Below are 25,857 nucleotides of genomic sequence, written 5' to 3' on the forward strand. Positions count from 1 at the left end.
CCGTACAAGTATACTGTATTTCTAGAGGATAAAGACCAACTTCATTAGCAGGGGCACGCATTCGATGGGTGAATGGGCATTCCTATATTATGCCATTGCTGTGGCTGTCATCCTTTTTTTCACTCTGGGGTATCTGTTTATTTTCACAGTGCAGTGTTCTTTCTCTGACACCAACGGCTATTTTATCAGGACTTATGTGGCTTCTCTGGTTCTGCTGTTGGCCAGTGGTTATTTTTGTCTGACCTGAGGCAGTGGATCAGGTCGGGGTTTAAGCTCCGGAAAACAAGGGGGACAGATGGCGGAAAACAGCAGTAATGTTAATGGCAAGGCTTATGCCATTAATGTGGTAACACCAATAAAGCCGTGGACGACGTTGCTCCAGAAGCTGGTATTCTGGTTCGTGGGTGTGCGCCCGGCAACGGCAAGCCGGCTGGTTAAACTGTCCTTTATTCATTTTGCCCGCTGGGTGATTGTGGAAAAGAACCAGTTTCCCTGGCTGGGTGAGGGGCAGCCGCGGGAAGAACTGCAGTATGACTATCTTCTGTTCAACAGCAATTTTAACGGCACCTGGTCACAGTATATTGATGCTTTTTCGGATGTTCTGCCATCAGGACTCAATTTGATCTGGAACTGGAGTGTCAAGTTTCCCGGCTCGCGTCCCGGCACAAGTTTCAAGAAATATATCCGGCACAACCAGGTCGATACTGAATATTATTATGTGGCTTATCCCGGTGCGACCATCAATGATGTCAAATCCGCCGGGGCTGTTTCGGCAGAGCTGGAAACTCTCGCCACGAAAGCGGATAGCTGCACCCCGGAAGAGTTCGAGCGCCACTACAACCGTATGCTTTTGAAGGTTCAGAAAAATCTGGGCCAGACCGGCCCCGCGCCGGTTCCGGCATCTGATTAGGAGAGGGCGATGCCGAACATAAGCGGAAATACTTACGGTTTGACGATCCTGTGTCCTATCAAGAGCTGGCAGCTTCATAACCCGGCGCCGGAACAGTTGCTGCGCGAATATATCGGCAGCATGCCAAGGGGTACGGCGTCACCGTTTACACGGGTGCGTTCAACGCATTTCGCGCGACTGTCGGTTATTGACAATGTGTATTTCCAGGGGGCAACGGCGAAGGAAGATCACCTGAAGTCCCAGTATCTGTGGTTTAACAGCAATTTTGACGGTGATCTTGAATGCTATCTTGATGACATGTTCCTTCATATGTCTTCGGAGATAGAGCAGATATGGCAGTATTGTGTGGCCTTTCCCGGACTGGAAAAGGGGCGCGATGAATGGAAGCGCTATATGATCAGGTGTCAGCTCAAGACCACATTCTTTTTTGCCGCCGTCAACGATATGTCAGTGGAAGAGGTTTTGCGGGCTCTCATGTTGCAACGGGAGTTCAGCAGTTTTGCCGCCCGGAACCAGGGGGTGCCCGCCGCTGAACTGCAGAAAAAATTTCAGGAGTTTATGGCGGCTTATCGTCAGGCGCCTACACCTGATGCGGGTACCATAGACTATAGATTTTCCAGACAGGGGGAGTGAATGTCTCATATTCTTGAACTGACCGACATTCAGGGAAACGTGGTCCTTGCCTACAAGTTCCCCCTGTCCAGATATATTCTGCTTCGGGTGACGGATGCCGCCGGAGGGCGGGATTTTCTGCAAAGGGTTTTGCCGCATATCACCTCTGGTGAGCTATGGGAAGACGGGGAAAAGCCGGAGGCAACAACGAATATTTCCTTTACCTGCAAGGGATTGGAGGCGCTGGGGGTGCCCCAGAGCAGTATTCGCACATTCCCGGTGGCTTACCAGGAAGGCATGAAGGCCCGGGCCGACATTCTGGGGGATACCGGATCAAGTGCGCCGGATAAATGGGATGACTGCTGGAAAGGCGATGTTCATATACTGCTGTCGATCAATGCCCGCACCGTGACCCCCCTGAAGGAGCTTTCGGAAATTACCGAGGCGGAAAAGAAATATCTGCATGATCATTATGAAGCCCTGAAACACCTGTGGGAGGCCAGCGGCGGTGTGGAGTGGCTTGGCGAACAGGATGGAAACGTCCTGTTTTATGACGGACATCCCTGCGCCAAGGAGCATTTCGGCTTTACGGACGGTATCGGCAATCCGGCTTTTTCCGGCATGGATCTGAAACCGATGCAGATACCGGGCCGGGGGAAACAGCTACCTGATGGCCGCTGGGTACCTCTTGCTGCGGGGGAATTTGTTCTGGGATATCCTGACGAGGCCCAGGAATTGCCGCTGGCGCCGGTGCCGCATCTTCTGAGCCGCAATGGCACTTTTATGGCTTATCGGAAATTGCATCAGAATGTGGCGACTTTCCGCAAGTATCTGGTAGACCAGGGAAAAAAATACGAGAAAACCCTGGATATGTCGAAATACCGCCACGCGGATGGCCGTGAAGTGAAGGGCTGGGAAGTGCTCGCGGCCAAGATGGCGGGACGCTGGCTGGATGGAACTCCCATAGAGCTCTCGCCTTTTGGCGAGAATCCGGAAATCCTCAACGATCCCATGAAAAACAACGATTTCGATTATAAGAACGACACAGAAGGCGCTCGTTGCCCGGTCGGCGGCCATGTCCGGCGGGCCAATCCCCGTGATGCACTCGGTTTCCAGGGGCAGTTGACCAACCGGCGACGTATTCTGCGCCGTGGCTTGCCCTATGGCAAATCTACGCCCTTTGACAAACTGGGGAATGATGACGGGGAACACGGTATTATTTTCATGTCGCTCAACGCCAGCATTGAACGCCAGTTCGAGTTCGTCCAGCAACAATGGATGAATTACGGCAATGATTTTATCCAGGGCAATGACAAGGATATTCTGGTGGGGGACAACGACGGTACCACACAGGCGGTTATTCAGAATGATCCCGATGGTGACCGCCCGCCCTTTATCTGTGCCGATATTCCGCGCTTTGTGGAAGTCCGCGGCGGGGATTATTTCTTCATCCCCAGCCTGACAGCGCTGAGGATGATCAGTAACAACGCCATTTCCACGATATAAACAATAAAAGGCAGGAGGAATTTATGGAATTTGTCATCGCTCCCGTAATATCTGTTTTGTCCTGCCTGTATAACGTGGTCAGGAATATCTTAAAGGCGATCTATGTCTGGTTCTACGGCCTGTGGAACCTGCTCTGGTTGATCAAGGAACTCATATTTGGCAAGGGGACTTTCGGGGAAAAGGTCTCTTCCGTCGGTGTTCAGCATGCCGGCATGATGGTGCTCAGGGCCTTTTTCCCGACAATTGTGATCCGGAAAAGGCTGATCACGGCCTATGAAAACACCGGTACGGCGGTGGTCACGGCGGCAGAGGATGTGCGGGAAGTGGTCAATGAAGACGGGGTGTTTCAAACTGCCTATGCGCCCAAGATGGCGGTTTTGACCGATGGTGGGAATTTTTTCCTCGGCATGCAGGATACGCCGCAATACACCAATAATGTTAGCGACCTTCGCCTGGTGGCCAATCGGGATGATATCCCGCGGATCATCACGCCCTTTATTGCCGGAGAAGCCGACCGGATCGTGGCCGGGGCGGGAGGGCATATGGACCTGCCGCAGCAATTGACCCTGCCGGTTATGGCGTCTCTGGTGGGGGAATATTTCGGCGCGCCGGGCCCTTCACCGGAAAAGATGATTGATTGGACCCATGCCATGTTCCGTTATATCTTCTTTGATTTTTCCGAGGCCTCCGAAGTCAAGCAGCCTGCCGTGCAGGCAGCGTCAGAAATGCGGGATTATCTTGATCAGCTGATTGCCGCGCGCAAATCCGCACCCGCAAAAGACGACGTACTCGGCAGATGCCTGAAACTGCAGGAGGCAGGCATGCCGGCCATGAGCGATCACAACATCCGGGATAATTTTCTCGGCATGCTGACGGCTATGGTGCCGACTATTCCCAATGCCACGGCAAAGGTCCTGGAGGTGTTTCTGGACAAGCCAGAGGCCTTGGCCGGGGCGCAGGTGGCGGCTCTGGCGGATGATGACGACCTGCTGCTGAAATATGTGATCGAAGCCTTCCGTTTCAATCCCATGAACCCGGTGATCTTTCGCATTGCCGCGCGGGATTATGTACTGGCGGAAGGCACGCTCAGGCAGCGGAAAATCCCCCGGGGGACCTTTGTTTTTGCGGCCAACCTGTCGGCCATGTTCGATCCCTGGGCGGTGCACGCCCCCCAGCAGTTTGACGTTAGCCGATCGCCGGAGGACTATATTCTCTGGGGACTGGGGCTTCATCGCTGCTTCGGGGAATATATTTCTCACGCGGCTATGCCCGCCTTTCTCAAGCCCCTGCTGAAACAGGAAAACCTGCGCCGCGCTCCCGGGCAGGCAGGCCATATCCAGACCGGCCACGGACCGTTCCCCTGGCATTTCCATATTGAATGGGGCTGATCCTTCACAGAGGTGTCATTTTCCGTCTCCATAAGATGGAAATATGCATCAAGGAGGATCAGTACTGTGCTAAAATATGTAGGTTTCTTTCTGTCTGTTTTCTGGAGTGTCCCTGTTATGTCACATGCCGCTGACATCGAACCGACCCTGACCGGTGAAAAGCCTGTCATCATTGCCCATCGGGGGGCAAGCGGGTATCGGCCGGAACATACCCTGGCGTCCTACAGCCTCGCCATAGAGATGGGGGCTGACTATATTGAACCTGATCTTGTGATGACAAAGGACGGGGTCATGGTGGCGCGCCATGACCGTTATCTGGGCACCACCACTGATGTTGCCGACCATCCCGAATTTGCCAACCGGAAACGTGAAGACAGTCGCACCGGCCCTGACCGGCATGAAGGTGAGGAATGGTTTGTGGAGGACTTTACCCTGGCGGAGATCAAAACTCTCCGGGCCCGGCAGGTCTGGGACAGCCGGCCGAATGAGTATGACGGCAAGTTTGAAATCCCCACTTTCGAGGAAATCCTGAGCCTAGTGAAAAAAGTGAAGCAGGAGACGGGAAAAACGGTGGGCATCTATCCGGAAACCAAGGCGCCCGGATATTTCAAATCCATCGGTCTTGATTTTGAAGAACCGCTGCTCGCCATGCTCAACCAATATGGCTATGACAGCCGGGAAGACAAAATCTTCATCCAGAGTTTTGAGCCGGAAATCCTCGAAAGGCTGAACCGAAAAACGGACATGAAACTGATCATGTTGCTCTGGCCCGATGAAATGAAGGTCATGGTCCCTAACTATGACCTGGATTATGTAGCCACTTTCGCTGACGGTATAGGGCCGCTGAAATTCATGCTTCTGGATGAGGGAGGCAGGGACAACGGACTGGTGAAAAAGGCCCATGGACTGGGCCTGATGGTCCATCCCTATACTTTTCGTAACGATCAGTTGCCGGATCAGTTCAAAAGCCCCGAAGAGGAATATGAGCACTATTTCCGCATGGGCATCGATGGCCTGTTCAGCGACTTTTCCGATACCGCTCTTTCTGCACGGGACAAGCTAGACTGAATAACTTGAGCCGATAAAAGGATGATGCCTCAGCCGCGGTCCGCCGGCAGCCCGTATGGCGTTGCCCACGGCTGCGGACAGGGGCGGCAGGGCCATTTCACCCATGCCTGATGGAGGCTTGTCGCTTTTGATGACGGTGATGTCTGTCTCCGGCACGCTGTCGGCGATTCTCATCATGTGATAGCTGTCGAAATTATCGGTTACCACCTGGCCGTCCTCAACCCTGATTTCCTGCTGACGGACCATGGACAGGCCGTCATTGATACCGCCTTCCGCCTGGGCGATCACGCCGTTTGGATTGATCACTATGCCGATATCCACGGCGGCCCAGACCTTATGGACCTTGAATTCACCTTTCGGCAGAAGCTCCACATCGGCAATCTGTGCCACATAACCACCGAAAGTGAAATGGCCGGCCAGACCCAGCGCCCGGCCTTTCGGCATCTTGCGACCCCAGCCCGCCTTGTCGGCAACGGTGCGCAACACATTCGCCAGTCGTCCCGTATCAAAGACAGGACCGCCGTGCTGGCCGTAAGGAAGTTCTTGCGCGGGCCCCAGGAGCCTCAGATGCAGGTCCAGGGGGTCCTCGTTGAGTTCTTCCGCAACCTCGTCCAGGAAACTGTTGACCACAAAGGCATTGGCAGTATGGGCAGGGGCCCGCCAACTGCCTCGCGGCATGCCTGATTTGGCAGAGAAAAATTCAAGCTGCAGATTGTCGACAAGGCCTGCCGGGAAATCATCGACATAGAGATCGGATTCCCACCATTTGTCTTCGGGCACCGGACGGCGATAATATTTGGACGGACTTGCCAGCCGATGCGCCCAGGCGATCAGCTTTCCCGTTTTGTCAAAACCGGCAATCATTTCATGGTGCCCGCCGGGACGGTAAAAATCATGAGAAAGGTCGTCCTCCCTGGTCCATATGATCTTGACCGGTAGGCCGGCTGCCCTGGAGATGGCGACCGCTTCTGCAGCATGGTCTGCGGTCAGACGACGGCCGAACCCGCCGCCGAGACGCGGCACTTTTACCTCGATATTCATGCGGTCGATACCGGTCAGGCTGTTGGCCATGCGGGAGGCGCCGGAGGGGAACTGAAACGGTCCGATCAGGGTGCAACGATCCTCCTCTACATGGGCGATGGCATTTTGCGGTTCCAGCTGGGCGTGAGAGACATAGGGCAGGCGGTAGCGCTTTTTGATCACCTTGTCCGCTTTTTTCAGGGCCTCGGGGAAATTACCGTCATGACGGACAATCTGACCGGTCGTTTCCAGCAGGTCGGCACAATGCCTATCCAGGCTTTCAGTGGATTCGGTGGAGTAGGGGCCTTTATCCCACTTTATATCAAGGAGATCGCAGCCTTTTTTTGCCGCCCAGAAAGTCTCGGCAATTACCGCCATACCGGCGGCAAGATAGGTATAATATTTATCCGTATCCGGGCGGGGCAGGTGCACAACCTTGATTACACCGGGAACTTTCAGGGTTTCGCTGTCGTCATAGGAAATGACTTCGCCGTCCAGATAAGGGCAACGGGCCATGCAGGCAATCTTGACACCGGGATAGGTGACATCGATGGAATAGAGCGGTTTGCCGGTGACAATGTCGTATGCCGATTTGTGGGGCTTGGCGTGGCCGACAATTTTCCAGTCCCCGGACTTTTTCAGTACAGGCTCGAAATCTTCCGGAAGCAGCACCGAGGCGGCGTCTTCGGCCAGGTCCCCGTAACTCAGGCGGCGGTTGTCGGCGGCGATGACATATGACTTTTCTGTCCGCAGGCTGTCCTGCTTTACATTCCAGCGCCGCGCTGCGGCCCGCAACAGAAGCTCCCGGGCGGTGGCGCCGGCTTTGCGCAGAGGTTCGAAACCCCGGGAAATGCTGGTAGATCCACCCGCGCCCTGGGGGAAAAACTTCCAGGCCATCTGGCCTTCGCTATCTTTTTTAAGCATGAGATCCATGATTTTGACCTCGACCTTGCTCCAATCGGCATCAAGGTCTTCGGCAATCAACATGGGTTCGGCGGTGCCTGTACCCTGGCCCATTTCCGGCGCGGGATGTTCAATCAGGATCGAATTGTCCGGCCTGATATGGATGATGGCCTGCAGAAGCTCATTATGCCGGTCTGCGGCCTCGGCCCTGGCAGGGCGGACAAAAGGAACCATGACCACCAGTGATCCGGCGGCCGCAGTATAGCCGAGCATCTGGCGCCGGGTGACGGTGAGAGAATCAGGCATCGGCTTTCTCCCTCATCAGTTCGGCGGCCCGGTGAATGGCCTTGCGAATGCGGGTGTAGGCACCACAACGGCAAATGTTTGTGATATTTTCATCGATTTCCCGATCCGAAGGATTGGGGTGGTCTTCCAGAAAACTGCTGACCGCCATGATCTGGCCTGCCTGGCAATAGCCGCACTGGGGTACATCCAGTTCGATCCAGGCCTGTTGAACGGGGTGAAGACCGTTCTTTTCTGCAAGGCCTTCAATGGTGGTGATGTGGCTGCCGTCACTGAGAGAACTCATGGGCAGGCTGCAGGAACGGAGCGCCTTTCCCTTCACATGAACCGTACAGGCCCCGCATTCCCCGATGCCGCAGCCGAACTTCACGCCCAATGCGCCAAAATGTTCCCTGAGAAACCAGAGCAACGGCATATCGCCGTCGCCGTCAAACGTTACAGTCTTGCCATTGATGGTAAGCTTGAGCATTTTCTGTCCTCCCGCCGACAGATATATCAGATTCAAATGATATCACTTGTCAGTCAGGGGATCAGGAGGGCTTGTCGCAAAAAACAACCGGTTGGTCGCAGAAAATGAAGGCCTAGTCGCTCCAGACCACGTCTTTCAGCTTCAGATCATATATATGATGGCCGGGGGCATGTTGCTGCAGGGCTTTTTCGATGTGCTGCTGCATTTCAATTTCCATTGATCGAATAACGGTTTTGTTTTCCCAGTCATAACGGAAATTACCGCGGATTGCTCTGCCGGGACTTCTCAGAAATACCTTATCCCTGTGTTTCTCGATGGCGGCGGCATCCAGGTCCGTGGTGGCCACATAGGTCAGGTTCAGGGTCTGATGTCCGTTATAGCTTCTCATGACCCTGGTGAACTTTATGGGAATTTCAGTTTGTTCCAGCGAAGTGTTTTCTGGCTTCGGCGGGATATCCTTCAGCAGGTGCGCTTCATATTCGCCAATATTCTTGCAGGGTTTATGCAGGGTGGCGTTGCGCCAGAAAAACTGCAGTTTGGGCAGCGGCGGGTCCGGAAGCTTCAGTTCCCTCTCTGCCCGGGCCATGCTGCCGCAGTAGGCGCTGGCTGCAGCGCCGGTGCTTTTTTTCAGGGAACCATGCAGGGTAATAAACTGTTGCTTTTCTTCTTCTGACAGGTCTTCTTTCGCCTTGACCCGGGAAAGAAGCGGACAATAGGGGGCAACATCCTCCATGATCTCTTCGCCGTTTTCCTTGATCATTTTGACTTTATATCTTTCCGCCCTGTCCCGGAATTCGCCGGATTTCTTTTCCCGTGCGGCAACAAGCCGGCTCGGATAGTCGAGCACATAATCCCTGCCGCAACTGCAGTTGATGAAATTCCGGTGTTCCGGGCTTGCCGCCTCACAGGCTTTCAGAAATTCTTCCGCACGTGTTTTCAGTGTGGCGTCTTCTTCTGCCTGGGCGAAAACGGCCAACGCTGAAAGAGAAATCAGACTGAGGACAAATGAAATGTTACGCATCTTCGGATCCCGGCTAGATATCATGGGTATGAACGGCATTTATTAGCATGGAATATTTTACAATTTTATGACGATTGCATGACGCTCATCAAAAGAAAATTCATGGCATCAGATTGCCGGCCCGGGTGGGCGGAGGGGTCAGCGGTCTTCCTGGGGATCGGGAAGAATATCCTTGAAGGCGTCCCTGTAAATTTCCAGGACGGTGATCATCACCGCGGCCAGAACCGGTCCCAGAATGATCCCGGCCGCACCGAAAGCGGTCAGGCCGCCCAATGTACTTACCAGTACCAGGAGATCAGGCATTTTTGTGTCCCGTTCCACCAGCCTGGGCCTGAGGATATTGTCCACCATGCCGACAATAAGGATGCCCCAGAATGTGAGTCCGGCCGCCAGACCATACTGTCCGTTGGCCACAAGAAAGACAGCCGCGGGAATCCAGATGATACCGGCGCCGATGCCGGGAATGGCGGAAATCAAAACCACGATCAGCCCCCAGAATACCGGGGCGTCGATGCCGCAAACCCAGAAGGCGAGACCCAGCAGAACGCCCTGTATGGAACCTATGATCAGAATACTTTTAATCATGGCGCGGGACATGAACAGGCCCTTCTGGCGGATCAACTGGCGGTCTTTTGCGCCAAGCGGCAGATATTTGTAAATTGCCTCCATGGTGCCATGCCCCCAGATCAGGAAAAAGAACATGGCGTAGATCAGGATGAACAGGTCGACCAGCATCTGGGCTGTGCCTTGTGTCGCCGCGGAAAGGATTCTGATGACGAACCCGCTGGCGGTGCCGGCCCATTCCGCCAATTTCGAAAAGATCGTGGACTTATAGGCGGAAAGTTCTTCGGCAAAGGGGAACCAGTCCGGCAGAAGGCCATGTACCGAGCCATTCTGGCTGACCTGCATATTAATCCAGCCGACAGCCGCCTGCGAGATTTTCAGTCCCTCCGCCGCAGCGAGCGACAAAAGCCCGATCACCGGAATGCCGACCCCGATCATCACCAGGAAGAGAATGAGGCCAGCAGTAAGCCCGCGGCGTTCCGGTCCAAGTTTTTCCAATAGTGTGTCATAGGCGGGTTGCAGCAGGGCGGCGAAAATTGTCGCCATGATGATGGTGATGATATAGCCTTGGATGACCCAGAGAAAAACACCGGTGAACAGGATCATCAGGGCAATGATAAATCTTTTACGCTGAAGATGAGAAAGCGTTTCAGCCTGCTCCGGTTCCTTTAGATCGTCTGTCACGTGGATGCCCCCGGGTGGATTTCACAACTTTCCCAGTCTATGTTTTTAACCGTTTCATGCAAAGCATAAAAAAACCCTGCCGGATTTCCGGCAGGGTAGTCTGCTTATCGCTTCAAGGGAGAATTGGTGAAGGTTAGCTGTAATCTTCTATGACCACGGCCTGGGCGGCCGCATTGATCACGGCGGCAATCCGGACTGTGGACTGGACACCCACCTTGGAAATACCGGCCTTGGTGACTTCGTTCACATGGGCTTCGATACACATGCCACAGCCGTTAACGGCGCTCACCGCCAGGGAGTAAAGCTCGAAATCAACTTTTTCGATCCCCGGACGACCGATTACATTCATGCGCAGCTTGGCGGGCATGCCCAGATAATCCTTGTCGCGGATCATATGGGTAAAGCGGTAGTAGATATTATTCATACCCATGATGGTCGCAGCAGCCTTGGCGGCATTGATTTCTTCGGGCGTGATTTTGCCTTCCACTTCTATGGTCAGGGCCTCGATCACGGCCTGGTTTTTTGTAGCATAGGCGCTGGCCAGGGCAATGCCGTAGATCTGGTTCTGGTTCAGGCCTTCCGCGCCTTCTTCTGACAGGACACTGGACAGATTGAGTTTGGTGTCCTTGGCATAGTCAGGCATGCGGGATTTGATATTTTGTACTGACATAATTACTTCCTTTCAAAATCTTGATCCCTGATGTCCGGGAGAAGAAGCGGCGGAGACCGGGGGAGGAGGTCTCCGCCCACTGTGGGAGGGGGTATTATTCCACAGTGATGGTTTCTTCACCCTGCTGCCAGTTACAGGGACACAGTTCGTCCGTCTGCAGGGCATCCAGTACCCGGAGTACTTCCTTCGGGTTGCGGCCTACATTCATGTCGGTGACCATGACGAAACGGATGATCCCGTCCGGGTCGATGATGAATACGGCGCGCTGGGCGACACCTGCTTCCGGGTCGATAATGCCAAGAGCTTCTGACAACTCACGTTTCACGTCCGCCAGCATCGGGAAGGGGAGGTCATTCAGTTCCTCCTTGTTCTGACGCCAGGCCAGGTGCACAAATTCACTGTCGATACTTGCACCGAGGATCTGGGCGTCGCGATCCTGGAAGTCTTCATCCATTTCACCGAAAGCTGCAATTTCCGTCGGGCAGACAAAGGTGAAGTCTTTCGGCCAGAAGAAGAGCACCTGCCATTTACCGGCATATGTCTTGTCTGTAATTTCCGTAAAGGCGCTGTTCACGTCATTGGAAACAGTGGCCTGCACTTTAAATTCGGGAAGTTTTTGACCTACACTGATCATTTAAATTCTCCTTGTTAGGTAACTGATATAATTCAAATATTTTCACAAAGGCACCGGGCTCTTTTCCGGTTGTCGGCATTTGCATCCAGGGACAGGAGGAAGCAAAACAGCCGGTAACCGTCGATATCTTCAAGTCTGTTGTCCGGCATCTGCGTTCTCCTTGTTTGCTGCTGATGAACTGAAGATATGATTTTCATTATCATATGTACAATCGATTGTTTTTACTGTAATGATAAGAAAAATTTATGGAAAAATGACATGAATTTACGGGATATGGAATATCTTGTGGCGGTGGCAGATCACGGTCATTTTGGCCGGGCGGCAGAGGCGAGTTTCGTCAGTCAGCCGGCGCTCAGCATGCAGATCAGGAAGCTTGAGGAATTTCTGGGGGTGGCTCTTTTCGAACGCACCAACAAGACGGTCATGATTACCGATGCCGGTCGGGAGATTGTCGCCCGGGCCCGAATGATCTTACAGGAGGCGGAAAATATCCGCGAGATCGCCGATGGCTACCGGGACCCCTATGCGGGAAAAATCCTGCTCGGCGCTTTTCCTACCCTGGCCCCCTATCTGTTGCCAAAAATTATACCGGCCCTGCATCATCATTATCCGCAGCTGGCTTTCTATCTGGTGGAAGAAAAGACCGAAGTCCTTGTCGAAAAAATCAAGGCTGGAGACATCGAGGCGGCAATGCTGGCGGTACCGGTGGAGGAAGACCAGTTGGACCATGAAGTGTTGTTTACTGAAAAGTTTCTGCTCGCGCTGCCGGCCGGGCACGATCTCGCCCGCCGAAAAACAGTCTCGTTTGATGACATCCGTCATGAAAGCCTGCTCCTCCTGGAAGAGGGGCATTGTCTCAGGACACAGGCGCTGGAGGTTTGTACCCTTGTGGGGGCGCGGGAGAATACCGAGTTTCGGGCCACCAGTCTGGAGACCCTGCGTCAGATGGTGGCGGCGAATGTGGGTATGACTTTGATGCCCGAGTTCGCCGTACGTGAACAGGAAGGGGTGGTCTATCGTCCCTTTGCCAGTGATGCGCCAAGCCGGACTATCGCGCTCTATTTCAGAAAGAGTTCGGTACGGAAAAAACTGCTCATGGAAATCTCGGATCATGTGCGCCGCGTTATTTCCCGGTCAGACTGACCCCTTCCAGCTCCAGCAGGTTTTTCTTTCTTTCAAGGCCGCCGGCATAGCCGGTGAGGGTGCCGTTGCTGCCGATGACCCGGTGACAGGGCACCACAATGGCGACGGGATTTTGTCCGTTGGCCGTACCCACGGCCCGCATCGCTTTCTCATTGCCTAGAACCCGGGCCAGTTGTCCGTAAGACCAGGTCTCGCCGGCGGGAATGGTGCGCAGAGCCTGCCAGGTTTTCTGCTGGAACGGTGTGCCGCCCAGCTCAACCTCGATGTCGTCAAGACTACTAAAACGACCGGCAAAATAGTCGTCCAGTTTTTCCCTGAGCTGTGCGTTTGTCTTTTGATCCAGCGTACAGGGGCCAAACCTCTTGTTCAGCAGCCGGTGCATCCGTTCCTCATATCCCTCATAGTCGAGGGCGCAGAGTTTATTCCCATGGGAGACAGCAAGGATAAGACCCACGGGGCTGTCGATATGGTCGATGGTCAGTGTCGTCATTTTATTAATCCTGCGAAAGTGAAGACCAGAGATACATGGTGGCGTAGGCCCGGAAGGGACGCCAGTTTTCGGCAATCCTGAGCATTTCCGGGTGGGCTTTGCTATTTTGTTGCAGGCCTAGAGCCTTGATCAGACCCAGATCCGTAACGGGAAAGGCGTCCGGTTCCCTGAGGCCGCGCATGGCAATATAGTTGGCGGTCCAGGGGCCGATCCCTTTCAGGGCGCACAGGCCCTGGATCAGGTCGTCAAGTGGGCTGGGCCTGTGCAGAAAATCCGGATTTTCCACAATCATGGCGGCAAAATTTCTGAGGGCTTCCTGACGGCTTCCGGGAATGCCGATATCCGAAAGGTCCGCCCCGGCAATATCTTCAGCGCGCGGAAACAGCAGGGGTAATCCGGCAGGCCCGCCCGCCAGCGGCCGCCCCAGTTTCCGGGCCAGCCTGGAGGTCAGGGTGGTTCCGCCTTCCACGCTGACCTGCTGGCCGAGAATTGCCCTGATAGCCAGTTCAAAGGGGTCCCAGCAACCCGGTATCCTGATGCCGGGAGTGTTGTTGACCGGGCCGGATAATCTTTCATCTTTTCCCAAGCAGTCATTGATGCTCTGGATGTTGCAGTCCAGATCAAGCATCTGTCTGATCCGGCTGACGATGGTGCCCAGTGCTGTTATATCCGGATAGACTATTTTTGTTTTGAAAGCAGATTGGTCGGGCAGATGCTCTATGATGAAATAGCCGCCGCGTCCGTTGAATTCGAAACTTCTCTCATAGCCGTTATCCGAGATCCGCTCGATATTCTTCAACGCCCTGCCTTTGAAATAGTTTCGAACCCACGACCAGTTGTAAGGCGGTGTATATTTCAGGATAAGTTGAAGCCCCTCTTCGCGGACGCTGTCGGGTTTGCTGGCCCGGCGTATATCGCGGGGAGGGCGCTTGTAACATTTCAGAAAGGCATCATTGAACCTGCGCAGGCTCTGATATCCGGCGGCCAGCGCCACTTCCGTTAGCGGTAGAGAGGTCTCCGTGATCAGCTGTTTGGCAAACAGCAGTCGGCGAGTGGCGGCGATTTCTTTTGGCGAAGCGCCCAGGTGCTTTTCAAACAGCCGGCGCAGATGCCGTCCGCCCAGTCCGACCCGTTCAGCCAGATCTTCTACGGAGCTGTCATTCAGGGCACCCTCGTTGATCAGACGCAGCGCCTTGCTGACCGTGCTTGCCGTACCCTGCCAGGCAGGCAGGTTTGGCGATACTTCCGGGCGACACCTGAGGCAGGGCCGGAAGCCGGCGGCAAGTGCCGCCGCAGCACTGGGCATGAAGAAACAGTTTTCCCTCCTTGGTGTTCTAGCCGGGCAAACCGGTCGACAGAAAATGCCGGTGGTCATGACGGCTGTGAAGAACTTGCCGTCGTAACCTTTATCCCGACTCAGCAAAGCCTGGTAGCACTGGTTCTGGTCAAGAGAGCTATGGGTATATGTTTGGTTCATGTGCAAAAACTAGCACAAGTCAGGCAAAAAACTCGCCATTTTCGGACATAAATCGTGGGAATATTCCGTAAATCTGGTGAAAAAGCTTTCTGGTGACTTTAAAACGCCAGATATTTCTTATATTTTATTTTACTTGAGTGTAGTGAGAAAACAATGAATTACAGGTATTTATTAGGTTTTCTTTACAGTGATTTTTAGGCTTTATTAACGATCTGAACGATAAAATAAAAAGATACAAGAATTCCGGTCGAAAAGATCAGGTAAAGTCGGATAAATGAAACACAGGAAGTGTAGGCAGCTGAACCATTATGGGCGCACTTGATAAGGGGTATAAAGCGGAAGAGCTGATCAGGCTCGCAGCAAACAAGTCGGTATCTGCACGCAGTGAGCTTGTGGAAAATATCGCTGACTTGTTCTTGAGCCCCGGCGGCCGTCTGAATGAGCACGAACGTGCGCTCATGAATGACATTCTCTCCAAGCTTATTCTCAACGTTGAACAGCATGTACGTCAGGAACTCGCCAGAAGGCTGGCGGAGTCTATGGACCTGTCCCACGACCTGGTGGGCATGCTTGCGAACGACAAGATCGAAATTGCCCGGCCCATTCTGGAGAAAAACAAGCTTCTCAAAGACGAGCAACTGATCGAAGTCATCCGGAACCGTACAGATGCGCACCGGTTGGCCATTGCGGTGAGGGAATTTGTCAGCTCGGATGTCACCGACGCACTGATTGAGCATGGTAACGAGGACGTGGTCGAGGCCCTGATCAACAACGACAATTCCGAAATTTCCGAAGCCTCTCTCGAATATCTCGTTGCGGAGTCGAAAAACCTGGACCGTTTCCAGGAACCGCTTCTCAACCGTCAGGATCTTCCTGCGACACTGGCCTACAGGATGTACTGGTGGGTATCCGCCGCCCTGCGCCGTCGTGTTATCAGGGAATTCGAGATTGATGAAACCCTGCTGGATGACGCTATCGAGATGGCAACCAAACATTCCCTGCAGGAGACCGTTGAAGAAGACGGCGTAATGGACAAGGCGCAGAAGCTGGTGCGCAAACTGGATGAAGAAGGGGAACTGACATCCACTTTCATTTTGCAGGCGATGCGGCAGGAGAAAATAAACCTGGCGGTGGCGGGATTGTCGAGGATTGCCGGGTTGAATGTAAAAATTATCTGGCGGGCTTTCCGCGAGCGGACAGGCGAAAGCCTGGCCGTGATAGCCAAGTCCATCGGTATGAGCAAGGAAGAATTTACCTCGTTGTTTTTGTTGGTGATGCAGACCCGTTCCGGTGGCAAGGCCCGGGCGACTAGTCTGCTGAAATCAATTCTGAGCATGTATGGCGATATAAAAATCTCCAATGCAAAGGCTGCGGTCCGGCACTGGCAACGTGATCTGGGGTATCAGGATGCTTTGACGGATATGAAAGAAGCAATATAATCCAACCACGGATAACAGTGGATGCACGGGAAACCGGAATATTATGTAAAGGCAAGGGATAACGGCTTGAAGGGGAATACACTAAGTCAGACTATTGTGCCGCTTGAGACTCTGGACAGGATGCGCCGGGGCAAGCGGGCTGGAATCAAGTCTGTGTCCTCCCGGCTGCCTGCCCAGGTCAGAGCCCTGGTAGACAGAATGAATATCGATGATTCTGTCCCATTGTATGTGGCTTCCGTAGATGGTGATCTTATTTACGTCAATGACGGTTACCGCGAACTTGTCAGCAACTGTTCTGCAAATGACGAGGAAACAGGAGAGGCGCATTTGCCTTCCAGCCTGATCGCGATCCTCAACGAGGTGCAACTGACCCGACAGACAATGGTTTCCGAGGAACAGATCCTGGTGAACAAGGAAGTGCATTACTACAGGTCAAGGCATTTCCCCATTTGTGACGATCAGGGACAGGTCATTGCGGTCGGCGGTACCTATGTGGACTATACGGATCAGAAAAAACAGGAACGCAACGAACTCTTGATGCAGCAGAGGTTCCGGGATTTCGCCCGGGCAACCTCGGACTGGTACTGGGAAGTGGACAGGGACTACAGGATTACCTTTGTGTCCGAACAGCTGACCTCGCTTACCGGTCTTCCGGCCTTTATGATGAAAGGCAAGAGATTTGAACAGGTTGGTATCCTGAAGAAGGACCTGGACGGGGATGAAATCATCTGTGACGATTTCATGGACAAATACAAACCCTTCCGGGATTACCTGCTGGTCATGCAGGACCAGGATGATGAGCAGGTCTATATTCATCTCAGCGGTGTACCGCTCTTTGATAGTGAGAACGGAACATTCATGGGGTATCGCGGAGCCGGTATGGATGTGACCGTCAATTACAAGGCGCGTATGGAAACCGTGGCTGTTCAAAAATCCCTGGAAAATACCCTTGAAGAACTGACCAACAAGAATATCCAGCTTGATATGGCGTCAGCCCAGGCGGAAGCCTCCCTCAATGCAAAAAGCGAGTTCCTCGCAGCCATGAGCCACGAGCTGCGTACCCCGCTTAACGCCATTATCGGTTTTGCCGAAGCCATGAATATGGAAGTTTTCGGTGATCTTAATCCGCAATATGTCTCCTATAGCACCGATATCATGAACGCGGGCAAGCATCTTCTGGAACTGATCAATGATGTTCTTGACGTGGCGGTGCTGGAAAGCGGCAAACTGTCCCTGGACATCATGCCCACTTCGTTGGCCGAGATCATTGAAAAAGCCCTTAACCTGACCATTCTCCGGGCCAACAGCAAATATCTGGACACCGGGAATGTAAAAATCAGCCGCGACTATATCGTCAATGTCGACGAACGCCGGGCCACCCAGATTTTTGTGAATCTGCTGAGCAACGCGGTGAAATTCACCCCAGAGTACGGTGAGATCGGCGTACGGGTCAAGAAAGTGGATCAGGGGCATGTGGCGGTAACTGTCTGGGATACAGGTATCGGTATTCCAGAAAATCAGCAGGAACTTGTGTTCGAGAAATTCCATCAGGCAACGGATAACATCTATTCCCGCAAGGAAGAGGGGACCGGTCTTGGCCTGCACATTTCCCGGCACCTTGCCCAGCAGATGGGTGGTGACATCAAACTCTACAGCGTAGTCAATGAAGGGTCGGAATTTACCGTGGTCCTGCCCATTGCGGAAAATGACTGATCTTTCCGGGATCCGCTAGGCCGCCGTTTTTTCAATTATTTTTTGCAGTCCGGCCAGAAGCTCCCGATTAATGGGGGAGCTTTCGCTCGTATTGCCGGTGGACAGGACAAACTGAATCGCATTCACATGGGCGTTGAGGCCGGGGACAAAATCCTCATGATCCTGACGGCACTTGTCCATCATGTCGCAAAGGGAGGCGCAGATTTTTCCGACAAGATCATAGCCGACTGATCCGGCAAGGCCTTTGGTTTCAAAAGCGGCATCATACAACCCGGTTTCATCCGGGGCTTCAACGGGACAGTTTTCCACGTATTCCTGAAGGGATTTATCCAGTCTTTTCAGGTCCGCAACCAAATTCCCGGCAATGTTTTTTTTGACACCATCCACCGAGCGGTTGGCCCGTTCGATGACCTCCCAGTCTATGCCGGTTATTTTTCCCCCCATTTTTTGCAAGAGAATATTGGGTGGTGTGATGATTTTTTCCTTCCCCGTCAGTGTCACTTTATTCTTCCTTCCCCTCAGTTGATAAACTGTTCGGCGAGAATGCGTTCTTCCAGCGTATGTTCCTTGTCGAACAGCAATGTGATTTCTATGGATTTGTCCTGTTCAATGGTCACCTCGGCCACATCGCGGACTTCCTGGATATCGGCGACGGCGCTGACAGGCCGTTTTTCCGGATGAATGATCTGGAAACGTATTTTGGCCTTCTGGGGCAGCAGGGCGCCACGCCACCTTCTGGGCCGGAAGGCGCTGATAGGGGTGAGGGCCACCACGTCCGAGCCCAGCGGAATGATCGGTCCGTGGGCCGACAGATTGTAAGCGGTGCTGCCGGCCGGTGTCGAGACAAGTACGCCGTCACAGACCAACTCATCCAGTCGTTCCTTGTCGTCGACGAAAATCCTGATTTTTGCAGTCTGGCGGGTCTCCCGGAGCAGGGACACCTCGTTGATGGCCAGGGCTGTGTGGGTATCGCCTGAAGTGGTCACGGCTGACATCCTGAGGGGATGAAAACAATAGGATTCCGCCTGTCTGATCCGTTTCACCAGATTTCCCACATCGAAACTGTTCATCAGAAAGCCGACAGTGCCGCAATTCATGCCGAAAATCGGAGTATCGTTGTGCAGAAGGTCATGCATCAGATGCAGCATATAGCCGTCCCCGCCCAGGGCGACTATCACATCTGCTTCCTCTATCGGGACAAAATTGTAGAATTCCCCGAGCTTTTTTGCAGACTCCACGGCATGTTCCGTATCGCTGTTGACCAGCGCAAGTTTCAGATTGTTTTCCGCCATGTTACCCCCCGGTCATGCTCATGTGACGTTCCAGTGTGGGCCGGTTATTTTCCGGATCAATAGTAAAATAATGTCTTTCCGGCTTCCTGGTTAGGGCCTCGAGAATGGCTTTCTCGACAGCCTGCCGGTCACCCTGATGGTTTCGCAACACCTTGCGCAGATCGATATTGTCGTCATGGCCCAGGCACATGTAAAGTTCACCGGTGCAGGTTACGCGAAGCCGGTTACAGCTGTCACAAAAGTTGTGACTCATGGGGGTGATCAGGCCGAGCTTGCGTCCTGTTTCCCCTACAGCAAGGTATCTGGCCGGTCCGCCCGTCCTGTATTCGCTTTCCGTCAGTTGCCAATTCGCCGAAAGCTCGTCCCGGACGTCCTGCAGGGAAAGATATTGGTCGTGCCGGTTCACATCGATTTCGCCAAGCGGCATTGTCTCGATCAGGGTCAGATCCATGCCGTTGCGGACACACCAGCCCAGCATGCTATCAATTTCGTCGTCATTGAGCCCCTTGAGCGCGACCATGTTTATTTTGATGGACAGGCCCACTTCCTGTGCGGCCTGGATGCCGCGGAGGACTTTATCAATTTGACCCCAGCGGGTGATATGGCGGAATTTTGCCTCGTCCAGGGTATCCAGTGAAACATTGATTCTGCGTATCCCGGCCCGGTATAGATCATCGGCATATTTTTCCAGCTGACTGCCATTGGTCGTCAGTGTCAGCTCGTCCAGAATACCGTCCTGCAAATAGCGGCCAAGGTTGTTCACAAGGGACATGATATTCTTGCGCACAAGCGGTTCACCGCCGGTGAGCCTGATTTTCTTAACCCCCCTGGCTATAAAGGCGGTGCAGAGGATTTCCAGTTCCTCGAGGCTGAGCACATCGGACTTGGGCAGGAACTGCATGTTTTCCGCCATGCAATACTGGCACCTGAAATCGCACCGGTCGGTTACCGACAGGCGCAGATAGGTAATATGCCGTCCAAAAGGATCGATCATCCGTAGTCCATTACGCTGTTTTTTGTATCTATGGATGCATTTATAAACACATAAAACAGATTTATCCATTCAAGAATGGGTGAACTTCAGAACAGTGGGGATTTGCGGGCGTCCTCAACCCAGCTGTGCAGGGTTAGCTGGGCCCGTCGCGGATCCATATTGTTGAACCTGTCATAGGCCCGGTCGATATCTTCCTGATCAAGCCTGGTATCCATGTTCCGGGCCTCCCGGGTCATGCGATAAATGGTGAGAAATACGCTACGGTCAATGTTAATGGCATGGCAGGCAATGGCCAGCGATTCCGCACCGCGGTCGTAAAGAATGGAAGCCATGAAATCCACGGGAATATTAGCCAGTCTGGCAAAACCCAGCTCAAAAAGGGAAACCTGCCCCTGGCCAAGGGATTTCATCAGGAATGAGGGACTCAGCTTGCCGGCCTTTTCCAGTTTTTCGATCAGATTTTGCTCGGCACTCAGGCTGCCGGCACGCTGGTTGTCTTCATCCTGGATGTCGTTCAGGGCATCGCTGAAAATCTCGTTGATGTCCTCTTCGGATATGGAGTGGGTTTGCAGGATGATTTCCTTCAGGGAGTCGGACACCCACTGATACATGCGGGCGCAAACCTCGCGCGGCAGGTCCTCCCGCTTGACCAGAGGTGCCTGGATTTCTTCGCGAATGCGTGCCTGTTCCGCAAGCCCGGCCAGTGTTTCATTGTCGATCTTTGCATCACGGTTGGCGAGCAGGGAGACCACGACCTTGTCATTGCCGGTGGTTACAAGCTCACGGCAAACATCAGCAGACAGATGTTTTCGCGCTGTGATGCTGAGCTGGTGCTGGATGGTTTTGTGGCGAATGATTTTGATCAGGTTTTCGTCGTCAAGCAGCTTGCTGAGCATCAGGACAGGCCGCGCCACCTCGATTTCGTCATTGGCCAGCAGAATGATGAGCTCGACTGATGTATCCGTGCGATTGGCAAGACGTTCTGCAAGCTTTTTGCGAACCTCCATTTCCACATGATGGAAAAGGGTGCCCAGAATATCAGACATAAGCGACAACTCTTTACTGGAAAGGTCATGGTGACGTCGTTCCAGCAGGTCGGCAATTGACTGAAAAAGTTCTGTTCTCCCGGCAGCGGACTTTTCATGGGCCAGTTGAATCAGGCCCGAAACCTCCCCGTCCAGGTTTCCGTTTATACTTGCCATGTATTTACTCAATACAGTTTATTAATATTTTCCCGGATGCCCGATAATCGTCCCCGGAATTTATAGTTAACATAGGTCACAATAGTAAATAAATCCTTGCATAAGCAAGAAGTTCCTGAACTTTCGGCATATACAACAATTGGGTGGGTTGAGAATTTATACTGCTTTTTCCTGTTGTCAGGAAAAAACGGATATCTCCGATTTGCTTCCGGCCAGTAGTGGGGAGGGCGCTTGTAACGTAGGGGAGACTATAGTTATTTCCCGAACTGGTCCATGAAATCGTCCATGGTCTCATCAAGGGTAGACAGCACCTTGGCGTTGGCCTTGTAGGCGTTGCTGGCTTTGATCATTTCACCCACTTCAACGAAATCGTTCACATTGGGAATGGCCACATAGCCTTCTTCGTTGGCCATGGGGTCGTCAGGGGAATAGGCGGTGAGGCTCGCCGGGTTGACCGGGATGTTATAGCTCATCACCCCGCCGTGTTTGTTGCTGCTCTGCCCATGTTTAAGGGGTGTGTAGGCCTTGCTGCCAAGTGCAGCTGCGGTTAAATCCGCAGCAAACGTACCTTTTGGAGTAGATGTCGTACGGGAATTGACAATGTTGCTTGCCGCAACACTGAGTTTCGATGTGGACGCGAGAAGCCCTGACAGGCTTGTATTTATTGCGTTTATCATCACTGGTGCCCTCGGTAACTCCGCTGTCCCCTTTAATTTTCCTGGGGGACCGGTGGTTTTGCGTCCCGGCGTTGCCGCCGGTTTGCCTTTGTCCGGAAAAACCGTTTCCTGAACCCAGATTCTCACAAGGGATTTAAAAATCTTTTAAAGAATAAGGTTAATTTCAGGAAACCATAGCGGGGTTTTGAAATCATTCGGTGGCGATTTTGGCCAGCGCCCGGGCCAGATTGAGACTGCCTTTGAGGCGGCTTTCAATCTTTTCCCATTTACGGACATAAACCAGTCGGTGATCCGGGCGCAGCTTGGCTACGGCGGTCTGGTTGGAAATAAAGTCGATAAGACCTGCCGGATTGGCGAATTTGTCGTTCCGGAAGGACAGGATTGCCCCTTTTGGCCCGGTTTCGATTTTTTCGATGCCCGCCTCGCGACAATAATGTTTGATCAGAATGACCTTGAGCAGGTGTTCAACTTCTTCGGGCAGGGGGCCGAAACGGTCAATCAGTTCCGCACCGAAAGCATCAATGTCCTGCTTGTCGGTCAAGTCCGCAAGACGCCGGTAAAGGGACATGCGGAGATTCAGGTCCGGGACATATTGTTCAGGGATCAGCACAGCGGCACCCACATTGATCTGCGGCGACCAGCTAAGGTCTTCTGCTTCTCCGTTGCCGCCTTTGGCCTGGGCCACGGCTTCTTCCAGCATCTGCTGGTAAAGCTCAAGTCCCACTTCCTTGATATGGCCGGACTGTTCTTCGCCCAGAAGATTGCCGGCGCCGCGGATATCCATGTCGTGGCTGGCAATGGTGAAACCAGCTCCCAGGGTATCCAGCGCCTGCAGCACCTGCAGGCGTTTTTCCGCATTGGCGGTCGGGATGCGCCGGGGCGGCAGGGTGAGATAGGCGTAAGCCCTGATCTTGGACCGACCTACCCGGCCACGCAGCTGATAAAGCTGTGACAGGCCGAACATGTCCGCCCGGTGGATCACCATGGTATTGGCGGTGGGGATGTCGAGCCCGGATTCTACGATAGTGGTGCTGAGTAGAACATCATATTTGCCTTCGTAAAAGGCATGCATGATATCCTCAATCTCTGCCGGCGGCATCTGGCCGTGAGCAACCACAAATTTGACTTCCGGTACATGTTCTTTCAGGAAGTCGGCAATTTCTTTAAGGTCCGCAATGCGCGGGCAGACATAGAAACTCTGGCCGCCCCGGTAATGTTCCCTCAGCAATGCTTCACGTACCACCAGGCTGTCCATGGGCAGGATAAAGGTACGCACCGCCAACCGGTCTACCGGCGGGGTGGCAATCAGGCTCAGGCCGCGCATGCCGCTCATGGCCAGCTGCAGGGTGCGGGGGATCGGGGTGGCGGTCAGGGTCAGCACATGCACATCATGGCGCAGTTTCTTGAGACGTTCCTTGTGGGAGACGCCGAAATGCTGTTCCTCGTCGATGACAAGCAGGCCTAGGTTGCGGAAATGAATATTTTTGCCGAGCAGGGCGTGGGTGCCGATGACAATCTCGCAGGTACCCTTCTGAAGTTCCTCACGGGTGAGTTTCTGGTCTTTGGAGGGAACCAGCCGCGAGAGATGACCGATCCTGACAGGCAGGCCGCGGAAGCGGTCGGTGAAATTTTTGTAGTGCTGACGGGCCAGCAGGGTTGTGGGCGCCACAATGGCCACCTGAAACCCGTTCATGGCGGCAAGAAAGGCGGCGCGGAGGGCCACTTCCGTCTTGCCGAAACCCACATCGCCACAGACCAGCCGGTCCATCGGGCGGCCGGAGCCAAGGTCATCGATCACGTCCTGGATGGCCCGTAACTGGTCATCGGTCTCGTTATAGGGGAAGCGGGCGCAAAATTCCTCGTACAACCCCTCCGGCGGGGTAATTACTGACCCCTTGCGCAGTTCGCGTTCGGCCGCCAGCTTGATCAGTTCGTCGGCCATTTCCAGAAGCTTTTTCTTGAGCCGGGCCTTCTTGCCCTGCCAGGCGGTGCCGCCGAGCTTGTCGAGCTGGGCATCGGAGCCTTCCGAGGAATAGCGGCTCAGGACCTCGATATTTTCCACCGGCACATATAGCTTGTCACCACCTTGGTAAGTCAGCATGACGCAATCATGGGCCGCACCACCCACGTCCAGCGTCTTGAGGCCTTCGTAGCGGCCGACGCCGTGATCCATGTGAATAACCAGATCCCCCGGGGTCAATGCCGAGGCCTCGGTGAGGAAGTTTTCCGCCTTGCGGGACCGGCGCGCCTTGCGGATCAGCCGGTCGCCCAATATGTCCTGCTCGGCCACAATGGCCAGGCTGTCCGTCTCGAAGCCGTGTTCCAGCGGCAGTATAATCAGCCCCAGGGCGTCCTCGGGCAGCTTTTCCACCTCCGCCCAGTCATCCAGAAGCCGGTGACATCCCATGCCATGGTCTTTGAGTACCCCGGACAGGCGGTCCCGGGCACCCAGGCTATAGCTGGCGATCAGGACTTTTCTGTTGTCCCTGACCAGAGAGACCACATGTTTGCGGAGCGCATCATAGACATTGATGTCCCGGTTGTTGCGTTCCGGTGCGAAGTCCCGGCCGATCTTTCCCTTCAGGTCCATATGGTCCACGTCCGGCGGCGAGGCATAGGGGGAAAAGCGATGGATACAGCGCTCCTCGCTCAAGGTTTGCCACTCTTCCTCATCCAGATAGAGCAGAGCCGGGGGCAGGGGTTTATACACGCTTGCCGTCTGACTGCCTGCCGGACGGCTTTTCCAGTCATTCTGCCGCGCCTGATAATAGTCCTCGATCGCCTTGTTGCGATCGTCCAGGGCTTCCCCGCCCAGATGATCCAGAGTGACGGGACAGTCGGGCAGATAGTCAAACAGCGTTTCCAGTTTTTCATGGAAAAGGGGCAGCCAATGCTCCATGCCCTGGTGCTTGCGGCCTTCGGTAACCGCCTCATAAAGCGGATCGTCATCCAGCACGGTGCCGAATTCAGCGACGTAGCGGGCGCGGAAATGACGGATTGAGGTTTCATCAAGGAAGACCTCACTCATGGGAACAAGGGCTACCTTGTCCACCTTGTCGCCGGAGCGCTGGCTCAGTGCGTCAAATTCCCGGATCACGTCGACCTCATCTCCAAAGAGATCGATACGAACCGGATCTTCAAACCCGGGCGGATAAATATCCACCAGACCGCCACGTACGGCAAAATCTCCATGTTCCATGACCGAACTCGCGCGGCTATAGCCGTTCAGGCTCAGGAAAGCGGAAAGCTTGTCGATATCCAGAAGGCTGCCCGGAGTAATCAGAAAGGAACTGTCCCGCATGATCCGTCGTTCCGGCAGGCGTTGTCCTGCCGCATTGACCGAGGTCAGCACCAGTATTTTACGCCCTGTCGGTTCATTTTCCAGACGGGCGAGACGACTGAGCGCAATCATCCGTTCGGCGACAATTTCATGGTTTGGAGATACCCGGTCATAAGGCAGGCAGTCCCAGGCCGGAAAGGTCAGGATTTCCAGCTCCGGCGCGAACCAGGCGATCAACTCCGCCATATTGGCGAGGCGGCCATCATCCCGGGCAATATGCAGAAACAGATTGCGGTCCGTTTCCCGGATGGTCTGGGCCAGAAACAGGGCATCCATGCCTTCCGGCGTATTGGCGATCAGAAGGGGGACTTCGGCGTCGATGAACTGGTCTCGAATGT

General features: G+C 53.9%; 23 protein-coding genes and 1 riboswitch. Of the genes, 9 read left to right on the plus strand and 14 right to left on the minus strand.

All coding sequences use genetic code 11. The features are described from left to right. The first annotated feature begins 64 nt into the window (after positions 1-64). The 6 genes from ACN0YD_RS04755 to ACN0YD_RS04780 all read left to right on the plus strand — a co-directional run bounded on the left by ACN0YD_RS04755 (position 65) and on the right by ACN0YD_RS04780 (position 5,484). The gene (locus ACN0YD_RS04755; RefSeq protein WP_417317502.1) at positions 65-247 is read left to right on the plus strand and encodes a hypothetical protein; all 183 of its coding nucleotides are present in this window, start codon (positions 65-67) and stop codon (positions 245-247) included. Between the two features lie 48 nt (positions 248-295). Continuing rightward, positions 296-910, plus strand: a complete 615-nt coding sequence (locus ACN0YD_RS04760) for a hypothetical protein (protein WP_417317503.1) — start codon at positions 296-298, stop codon at positions 908-910. 9 nt (positions 911-919) lie between these two features. Then, positions 920-1,543 (plus strand): hypothetical protein, encoded by a 624-nt coding sequence (locus tag ACN0YD_RS04765; protein WP_417317504.1) that lies wholly within the window; start codon positions 920-922, stop codon positions 1,541-1,543. Then, complete coding sequence (locus ACN0YD_RS04770) at positions 1,544-3,028, plus strand: Dyp-type peroxidase (protein WP_417317505.1); 1,485 nt, start codon at positions 1,544-1,546, stop codon at positions 3,026-3,028. 23 nt (positions 3,029-3,051) lie between these two features. Further along, on the plus strand, positions 3,052-4,416 hold the full coding sequence (locus ACN0YD_RS04775) for a cytochrome P450 (protein WP_417317506.1): 1,365 nt from the start codon (positions 3,052-3,054) through the stop codon (positions 4,414-4,416). A gap of 117 nt (positions 4,417-4,533) precedes the next feature. Continuing rightward, positions 4,534-5,484 (plus strand): glycerophosphodiester phosphodiesterase family protein, encoded by a 951-nt coding sequence (locus ACN0YD_RS04780; protein WP_417317507.1) that lies wholly within the window; start codon positions 4,534-4,536, stop codon positions 5,482-5,484. Here the strand turns inward: ACN0YD_RS04780 and ACN0YD_RS04785 are convergent. The 6 genes from ACN0YD_RS04785 to ACN0YD_RS04810 all read right to left on the minus strand — a co-directional run bounded on the left by ACN0YD_RS04785 (position 5,476) and on the right by ACN0YD_RS04810 (position 11,752). Beyond that, on the minus strand, positions 5,476-7,713 hold the full coding sequence (locus tag ACN0YD_RS04785; RefSeq protein WP_417317508.1) for a molybdopterin cofactor-binding domain-containing protein: 2,238 nt from the start codon (positions 7,711-7,713) through the stop codon (positions 5,476-5,478). The two genes, ACN0YD_RS04780 and ACN0YD_RS04785, sit on opposite strands and share 9 nt — an antisense overlap. Further along, positions 7,706-8,179: a (2Fe-2S)-binding protein gene (locus ACN0YD_RS04790; RefSeq protein ID WP_417317509.1), complete on the minus strand. Its 474-nt coding sequence runs from the start codon at positions 8,177-8,179 to the stop codon at positions 7,706-7,708. Before ACN0YD_RS04790 ends, ACN0YD_RS04785 begins: the two co-directional genes overlap by 8 nt. A 112-nt stretch (positions 8,180-8,291) precedes the next feature. Next, positions 8,292-9,200, minus strand: a complete 909-nt coding sequence (locus ACN0YD_RS04795) for a hypothetical protein (RefSeq protein ID WP_417317510.1) — start codon at positions 9,198-9,200, stop codon at positions 8,292-8,294. Between the two features lie 138 nt (positions 9,201-9,338). Then, complete coding sequence (locus ACN0YD_RS04800; protein WP_417317511.1) at positions 9,339-10,448, minus strand: AI-2E family transporter; 1,110 nt, start codon at positions 10,446-10,448, stop codon at positions 9,339-9,341. Between the two features lie 133 nt (positions 10,449-10,581). After that, on the minus strand, positions 10,582-11,118 hold the full coding sequence (locus ACN0YD_RS04805) for a carboxymuconolactone decarboxylase family protein (RefSeq protein WP_417317512.1): 537 nt from the start codon (positions 11,116-11,118) through the stop codon (positions 10,582-10,584). Positions 11,119-11,212: 94 nt separating this feature from the next. Then, positions 11,213-11,752: a peroxiredoxin gene (locus tag ACN0YD_RS04810; RefSeq protein WP_417317513.1), complete on the minus strand. Its 540-nt coding sequence runs from the start codon at positions 11,750-11,752 to the stop codon at positions 11,213-11,215. Between the two features lie 258 nt (positions 11,753-12,010). Here ACN0YD_RS04810 and ACN0YD_RS04815 point away from each other — a divergent pair, with 258 nt between their 5' ends. After that, positions 12,011-12,895: a LysR substrate-binding domain-containing protein gene (locus ACN0YD_RS04815; protein WP_417317514.1), complete on the plus strand. Its 885-nt coding sequence runs from the start codon at positions 12,011-12,013 to the stop codon at positions 12,893-12,895. Here the strand turns inward: ACN0YD_RS04815 and ACN0YD_RS04820 are convergent. Further along, on the minus strand, positions 12,876-13,385 hold the full coding sequence (locus ACN0YD_RS04820) for a methylated-DNA--[protein]-cysteine S-methyltransferase (RefSeq protein WP_417317515.1): 510 nt from the start codon (positions 13,383-13,385) through the stop codon (positions 12,876-12,878). The two genes, ACN0YD_RS04815 and ACN0YD_RS04820, sit on opposite strands and share 20 nt — an antisense overlap. A 4-nt stretch (positions 13,386-13,389) precedes the next feature. Further along, entirely contained in the window at positions 13,390-14,862 is a 1,473-nt protein-coding gene (locus tag ACN0YD_RS04825) for a DNA-3-methyladenine glycosylase 2 family protein (RefSeq protein WP_417317516.1), read from the minus strand. Between the two features lie 308 nt (positions 14,863-15,170). Here ACN0YD_RS04825 and ACN0YD_RS04830 point away from each other — a divergent pair, with 308 nt between their 5' ends. After that, positions 15,171-16,301, plus strand: a complete 1,131-nt coding sequence (locus ACN0YD_RS04830) for a DUF2336 domain-containing protein (protein WP_417317517.1) — start codon at positions 15,171-15,173, stop codon at positions 16,299-16,301. 21 nt (positions 16,302-16,322) lie between these two features. Next, a complete protein-coding gene (locus tag ACN0YD_RS04835) occupies positions 16,323-18,014 on the plus strand; it encodes an ATP-binding protein (protein WP_417317518.1) in 1,692 nt (563 codons plus the stop codon). A gap of 15 nt (positions 18,015-18,029) precedes the next feature. Here the strand turns inward: ACN0YD_RS04835 and ACN0YD_RS04840 are convergent, their stop codons facing one another. The 6 genes from ACN0YD_RS04840 to mfd form a co-directional block, all read right to left on the minus strand. Continuing rightward, a complete protein-coding gene (locus ACN0YD_RS04840; RefSeq protein ID WP_417317519.1) occupies positions 18,030-18,515 on the minus strand; it encodes a hypothetical protein in 486 nt (161 codons plus the stop codon). Between the two features lie 17 nt (positions 18,516-18,532). Beyond that, positions 18,533-19,306: an NAD kinase gene (locus ACN0YD_RS04845; RefSeq protein ID WP_417317520.1), complete on the minus strand. Its 774-nt coding sequence runs from the start codon at positions 19,304-19,306 to the stop codon at positions 18,533-18,535. A gap of 1 nt (position 19,307) precedes the next feature. After that, the gene (gene moaA, locus ACN0YD_RS04850; protein WP_417317521.1) at positions 19,308-20,300 is read right to left on the minus strand and encodes a GTP 3',8-cyclase MoaA; all 993 of its coding nucleotides are present in this window, start codon (positions 20,298-20,300) and stop codon (positions 19,308-19,310) included. 86 nt (positions 20,301-20,386) lie between these two features. Further along, positions 20,387-21,502 (minus strand): DUF2336 domain-containing protein, encoded by a 1,116-nt coding sequence (locus ACN0YD_RS04855; protein ID WP_417317522.1) that lies wholly within the window; start codon positions 21,500-21,502, stop codon positions 20,387-20,389. Between the two features lie 254 nt (positions 21,503-21,756). Next, entirely contained in the window at positions 21,757-22,179 is a 423-nt protein-coding gene (locus ACN0YD_RS04860) for a flagellar basal body rod protein FlgC (protein WP_417317523.1), read from the minus strand. Positions 22,180-22,189: 10 nt separating this feature from the next. Beyond that, a riboswitch (cyclic di-GMP riboswitch) is annotated at positions 22,190-22,276 on the minus strand. Between the two features lie 93 nt (positions 22,277-22,369). Beyond that, a complete protein-coding gene (mfd, locus tag ACN0YD_RS04865; protein ID WP_417318845.1) occupies positions 22,370-25,855 on the minus strand; it encodes a transcription-repair coupling factor in 3,486 nt (1,161 codons plus the stop codon). Positions 25,856-25,857: the final 2 nt, after the last annotated feature.

It is taken from the genome of Emcibacter sp. (assembly GCF_048269205.1).
GTDB lineage: Bacteria > Pseudomonadota > Alphaproteobacteria > Sphingomonadales > Emcibacteraceae > Emcibacter.

What these genes read in the sequence shown, in the direction of transcription:
- ACN0YD_RS04755 (WP_417317502.1), top strand. Translation starts at nt 65, where the DNA reads ATGGGTGAATGGGCATTCCTATATTATGCCATTGCTGTGGCTGTCATC.
- ACN0YD_RS04760 (WP_417317503.1), top strand. Translation starts at nt 296, where the DNA reads ATGGCGGAAAACAGCAGTAATGTTAATGGCAAGGCTTATGCCATTAAT.
- ACN0YD_RS04765 (WP_417317504.1), top strand. Translation starts at nt 920, where the DNA reads ATGCCGAACATAAGCGGAAATACTTACGGTTTGACGATCCTGTGTCCT.
- ACN0YD_RS04770 (WP_417317505.1), top strand. Translation starts at nt 1,544, where the DNA reads ATGTCTCATATTCTTGAACTGACCGACATTCAGGGAAACGTGGTCCTT.
- ACN0YD_RS04775 (WP_417317506.1), top strand. Translation starts at nt 3,052, where the DNA reads ATGGAATTTGTCATCGCTCCCGTAATATCTGTTTTGTCCTGCCTGTAT.
- ACN0YD_RS04780 (WP_417317507.1), top strand. Translation starts at nt 4,534, where the DNA reads ATGTCACATGCCGCTGACATCGAACCGACCCTGACCGGTGAAAAGCCT.
- ACN0YD_RS04785 (WP_417317508.1), bottom strand. Translation starts at nt 7,713, where the DNA reads ATGCCTGATTCTCTCACCGTCACCCGGCGCCAGATGCTCGGCTATACT.
- ACN0YD_RS04790 (WP_417317509.1), bottom strand. Translation starts at nt 8,179, where the DNA reads ATGCTCAAGCTTACCATCAATGGCAAGACTGTAACGTTTGACGGCGAC.
- ACN0YD_RS04795 (WP_417317510.1), bottom strand. Translation starts at nt 9,200, where the DNA reads ATGCGTAACATTTCATTTGTCCTCAGTCTGATTTCTCTTTCAGCGTTG.
- ACN0YD_RS04805 (WP_417317512.1), bottom strand. Translation starts at nt 11,118, where the DNA reads ATGTCAGTACAAAATATCAAATCCCGCATGCCTGACTATGCCAAGGAC.
- ACN0YD_RS04810 (WP_417317513.1), bottom strand. Translation starts at nt 11,752, where the DNA reads ATGATCAGTGTAGGTCAAAAACTTCCCGAATTTAAAGTGCAGGCCACT.
- ACN0YD_RS04815 (WP_417317514.1), top strand. Translation starts at nt 12,011, where the DNA reads ATGAATTTACGGGATATGGAATATCTTGTGGCGGTGGCAGATCACGGT.
- ACN0YD_RS04820 (WP_417317515.1), bottom strand. Translation starts at nt 13,385, where the DNA reads ATGACGACACTGACCATCGACCATATCGACAGCCCCGTGGGTCTTATC.
- ACN0YD_RS04825 (WP_417317516.1), bottom strand. Translation starts at nt 14,862, where the DNA reads ATGAACCAAACATATACCCATAGCTCTCTTGACCAGAACCAGTGCTAC.
- ACN0YD_RS04830 (WP_417317517.1), top strand. Translation starts at nt 15,171, where the DNA reads ATGGGCGCACTTGATAAGGGGTATAAAGCGGAAGAGCTGATCAGGCTC.
- ACN0YD_RS04835 (WP_417317518.1), top strand. Translation starts at nt 16,323, where the DNA reads ATGCACGGGAAACCGGAATATTATGTAAAGGCAAGGGATAACGGCTTG.
- ACN0YD_RS04845 (WP_417317520.1), bottom strand. Translation starts at nt 19,306, where the DNA reads ATGGCGGAAAACAATCTGAAACTTGCGCTGGTCAACAGCGATACGGAA.
- moaA (WP_417317521.1), bottom strand. Translation starts at nt 20,300, where the DNA reads ATGATCGATCCTTTTGGACGGCATATTACCTATCTGCGCCTGTCGGTA.
- ACN0YD_RS04855 (WP_417317522.1), bottom strand. Translation starts at nt 21,502, where the DNA reads ATGGCAAGTATAAACGGAAACCTGGACGGGGAGGTTTCGGGCCTGATT.
- ACN0YD_RS04860 (WP_417317523.1), bottom strand. Translation starts at nt 22,179, where the DNA reads ATGATAAACGCAATAAATACAAGCCTGTCAGGGCTTCTCGCGTCCACA.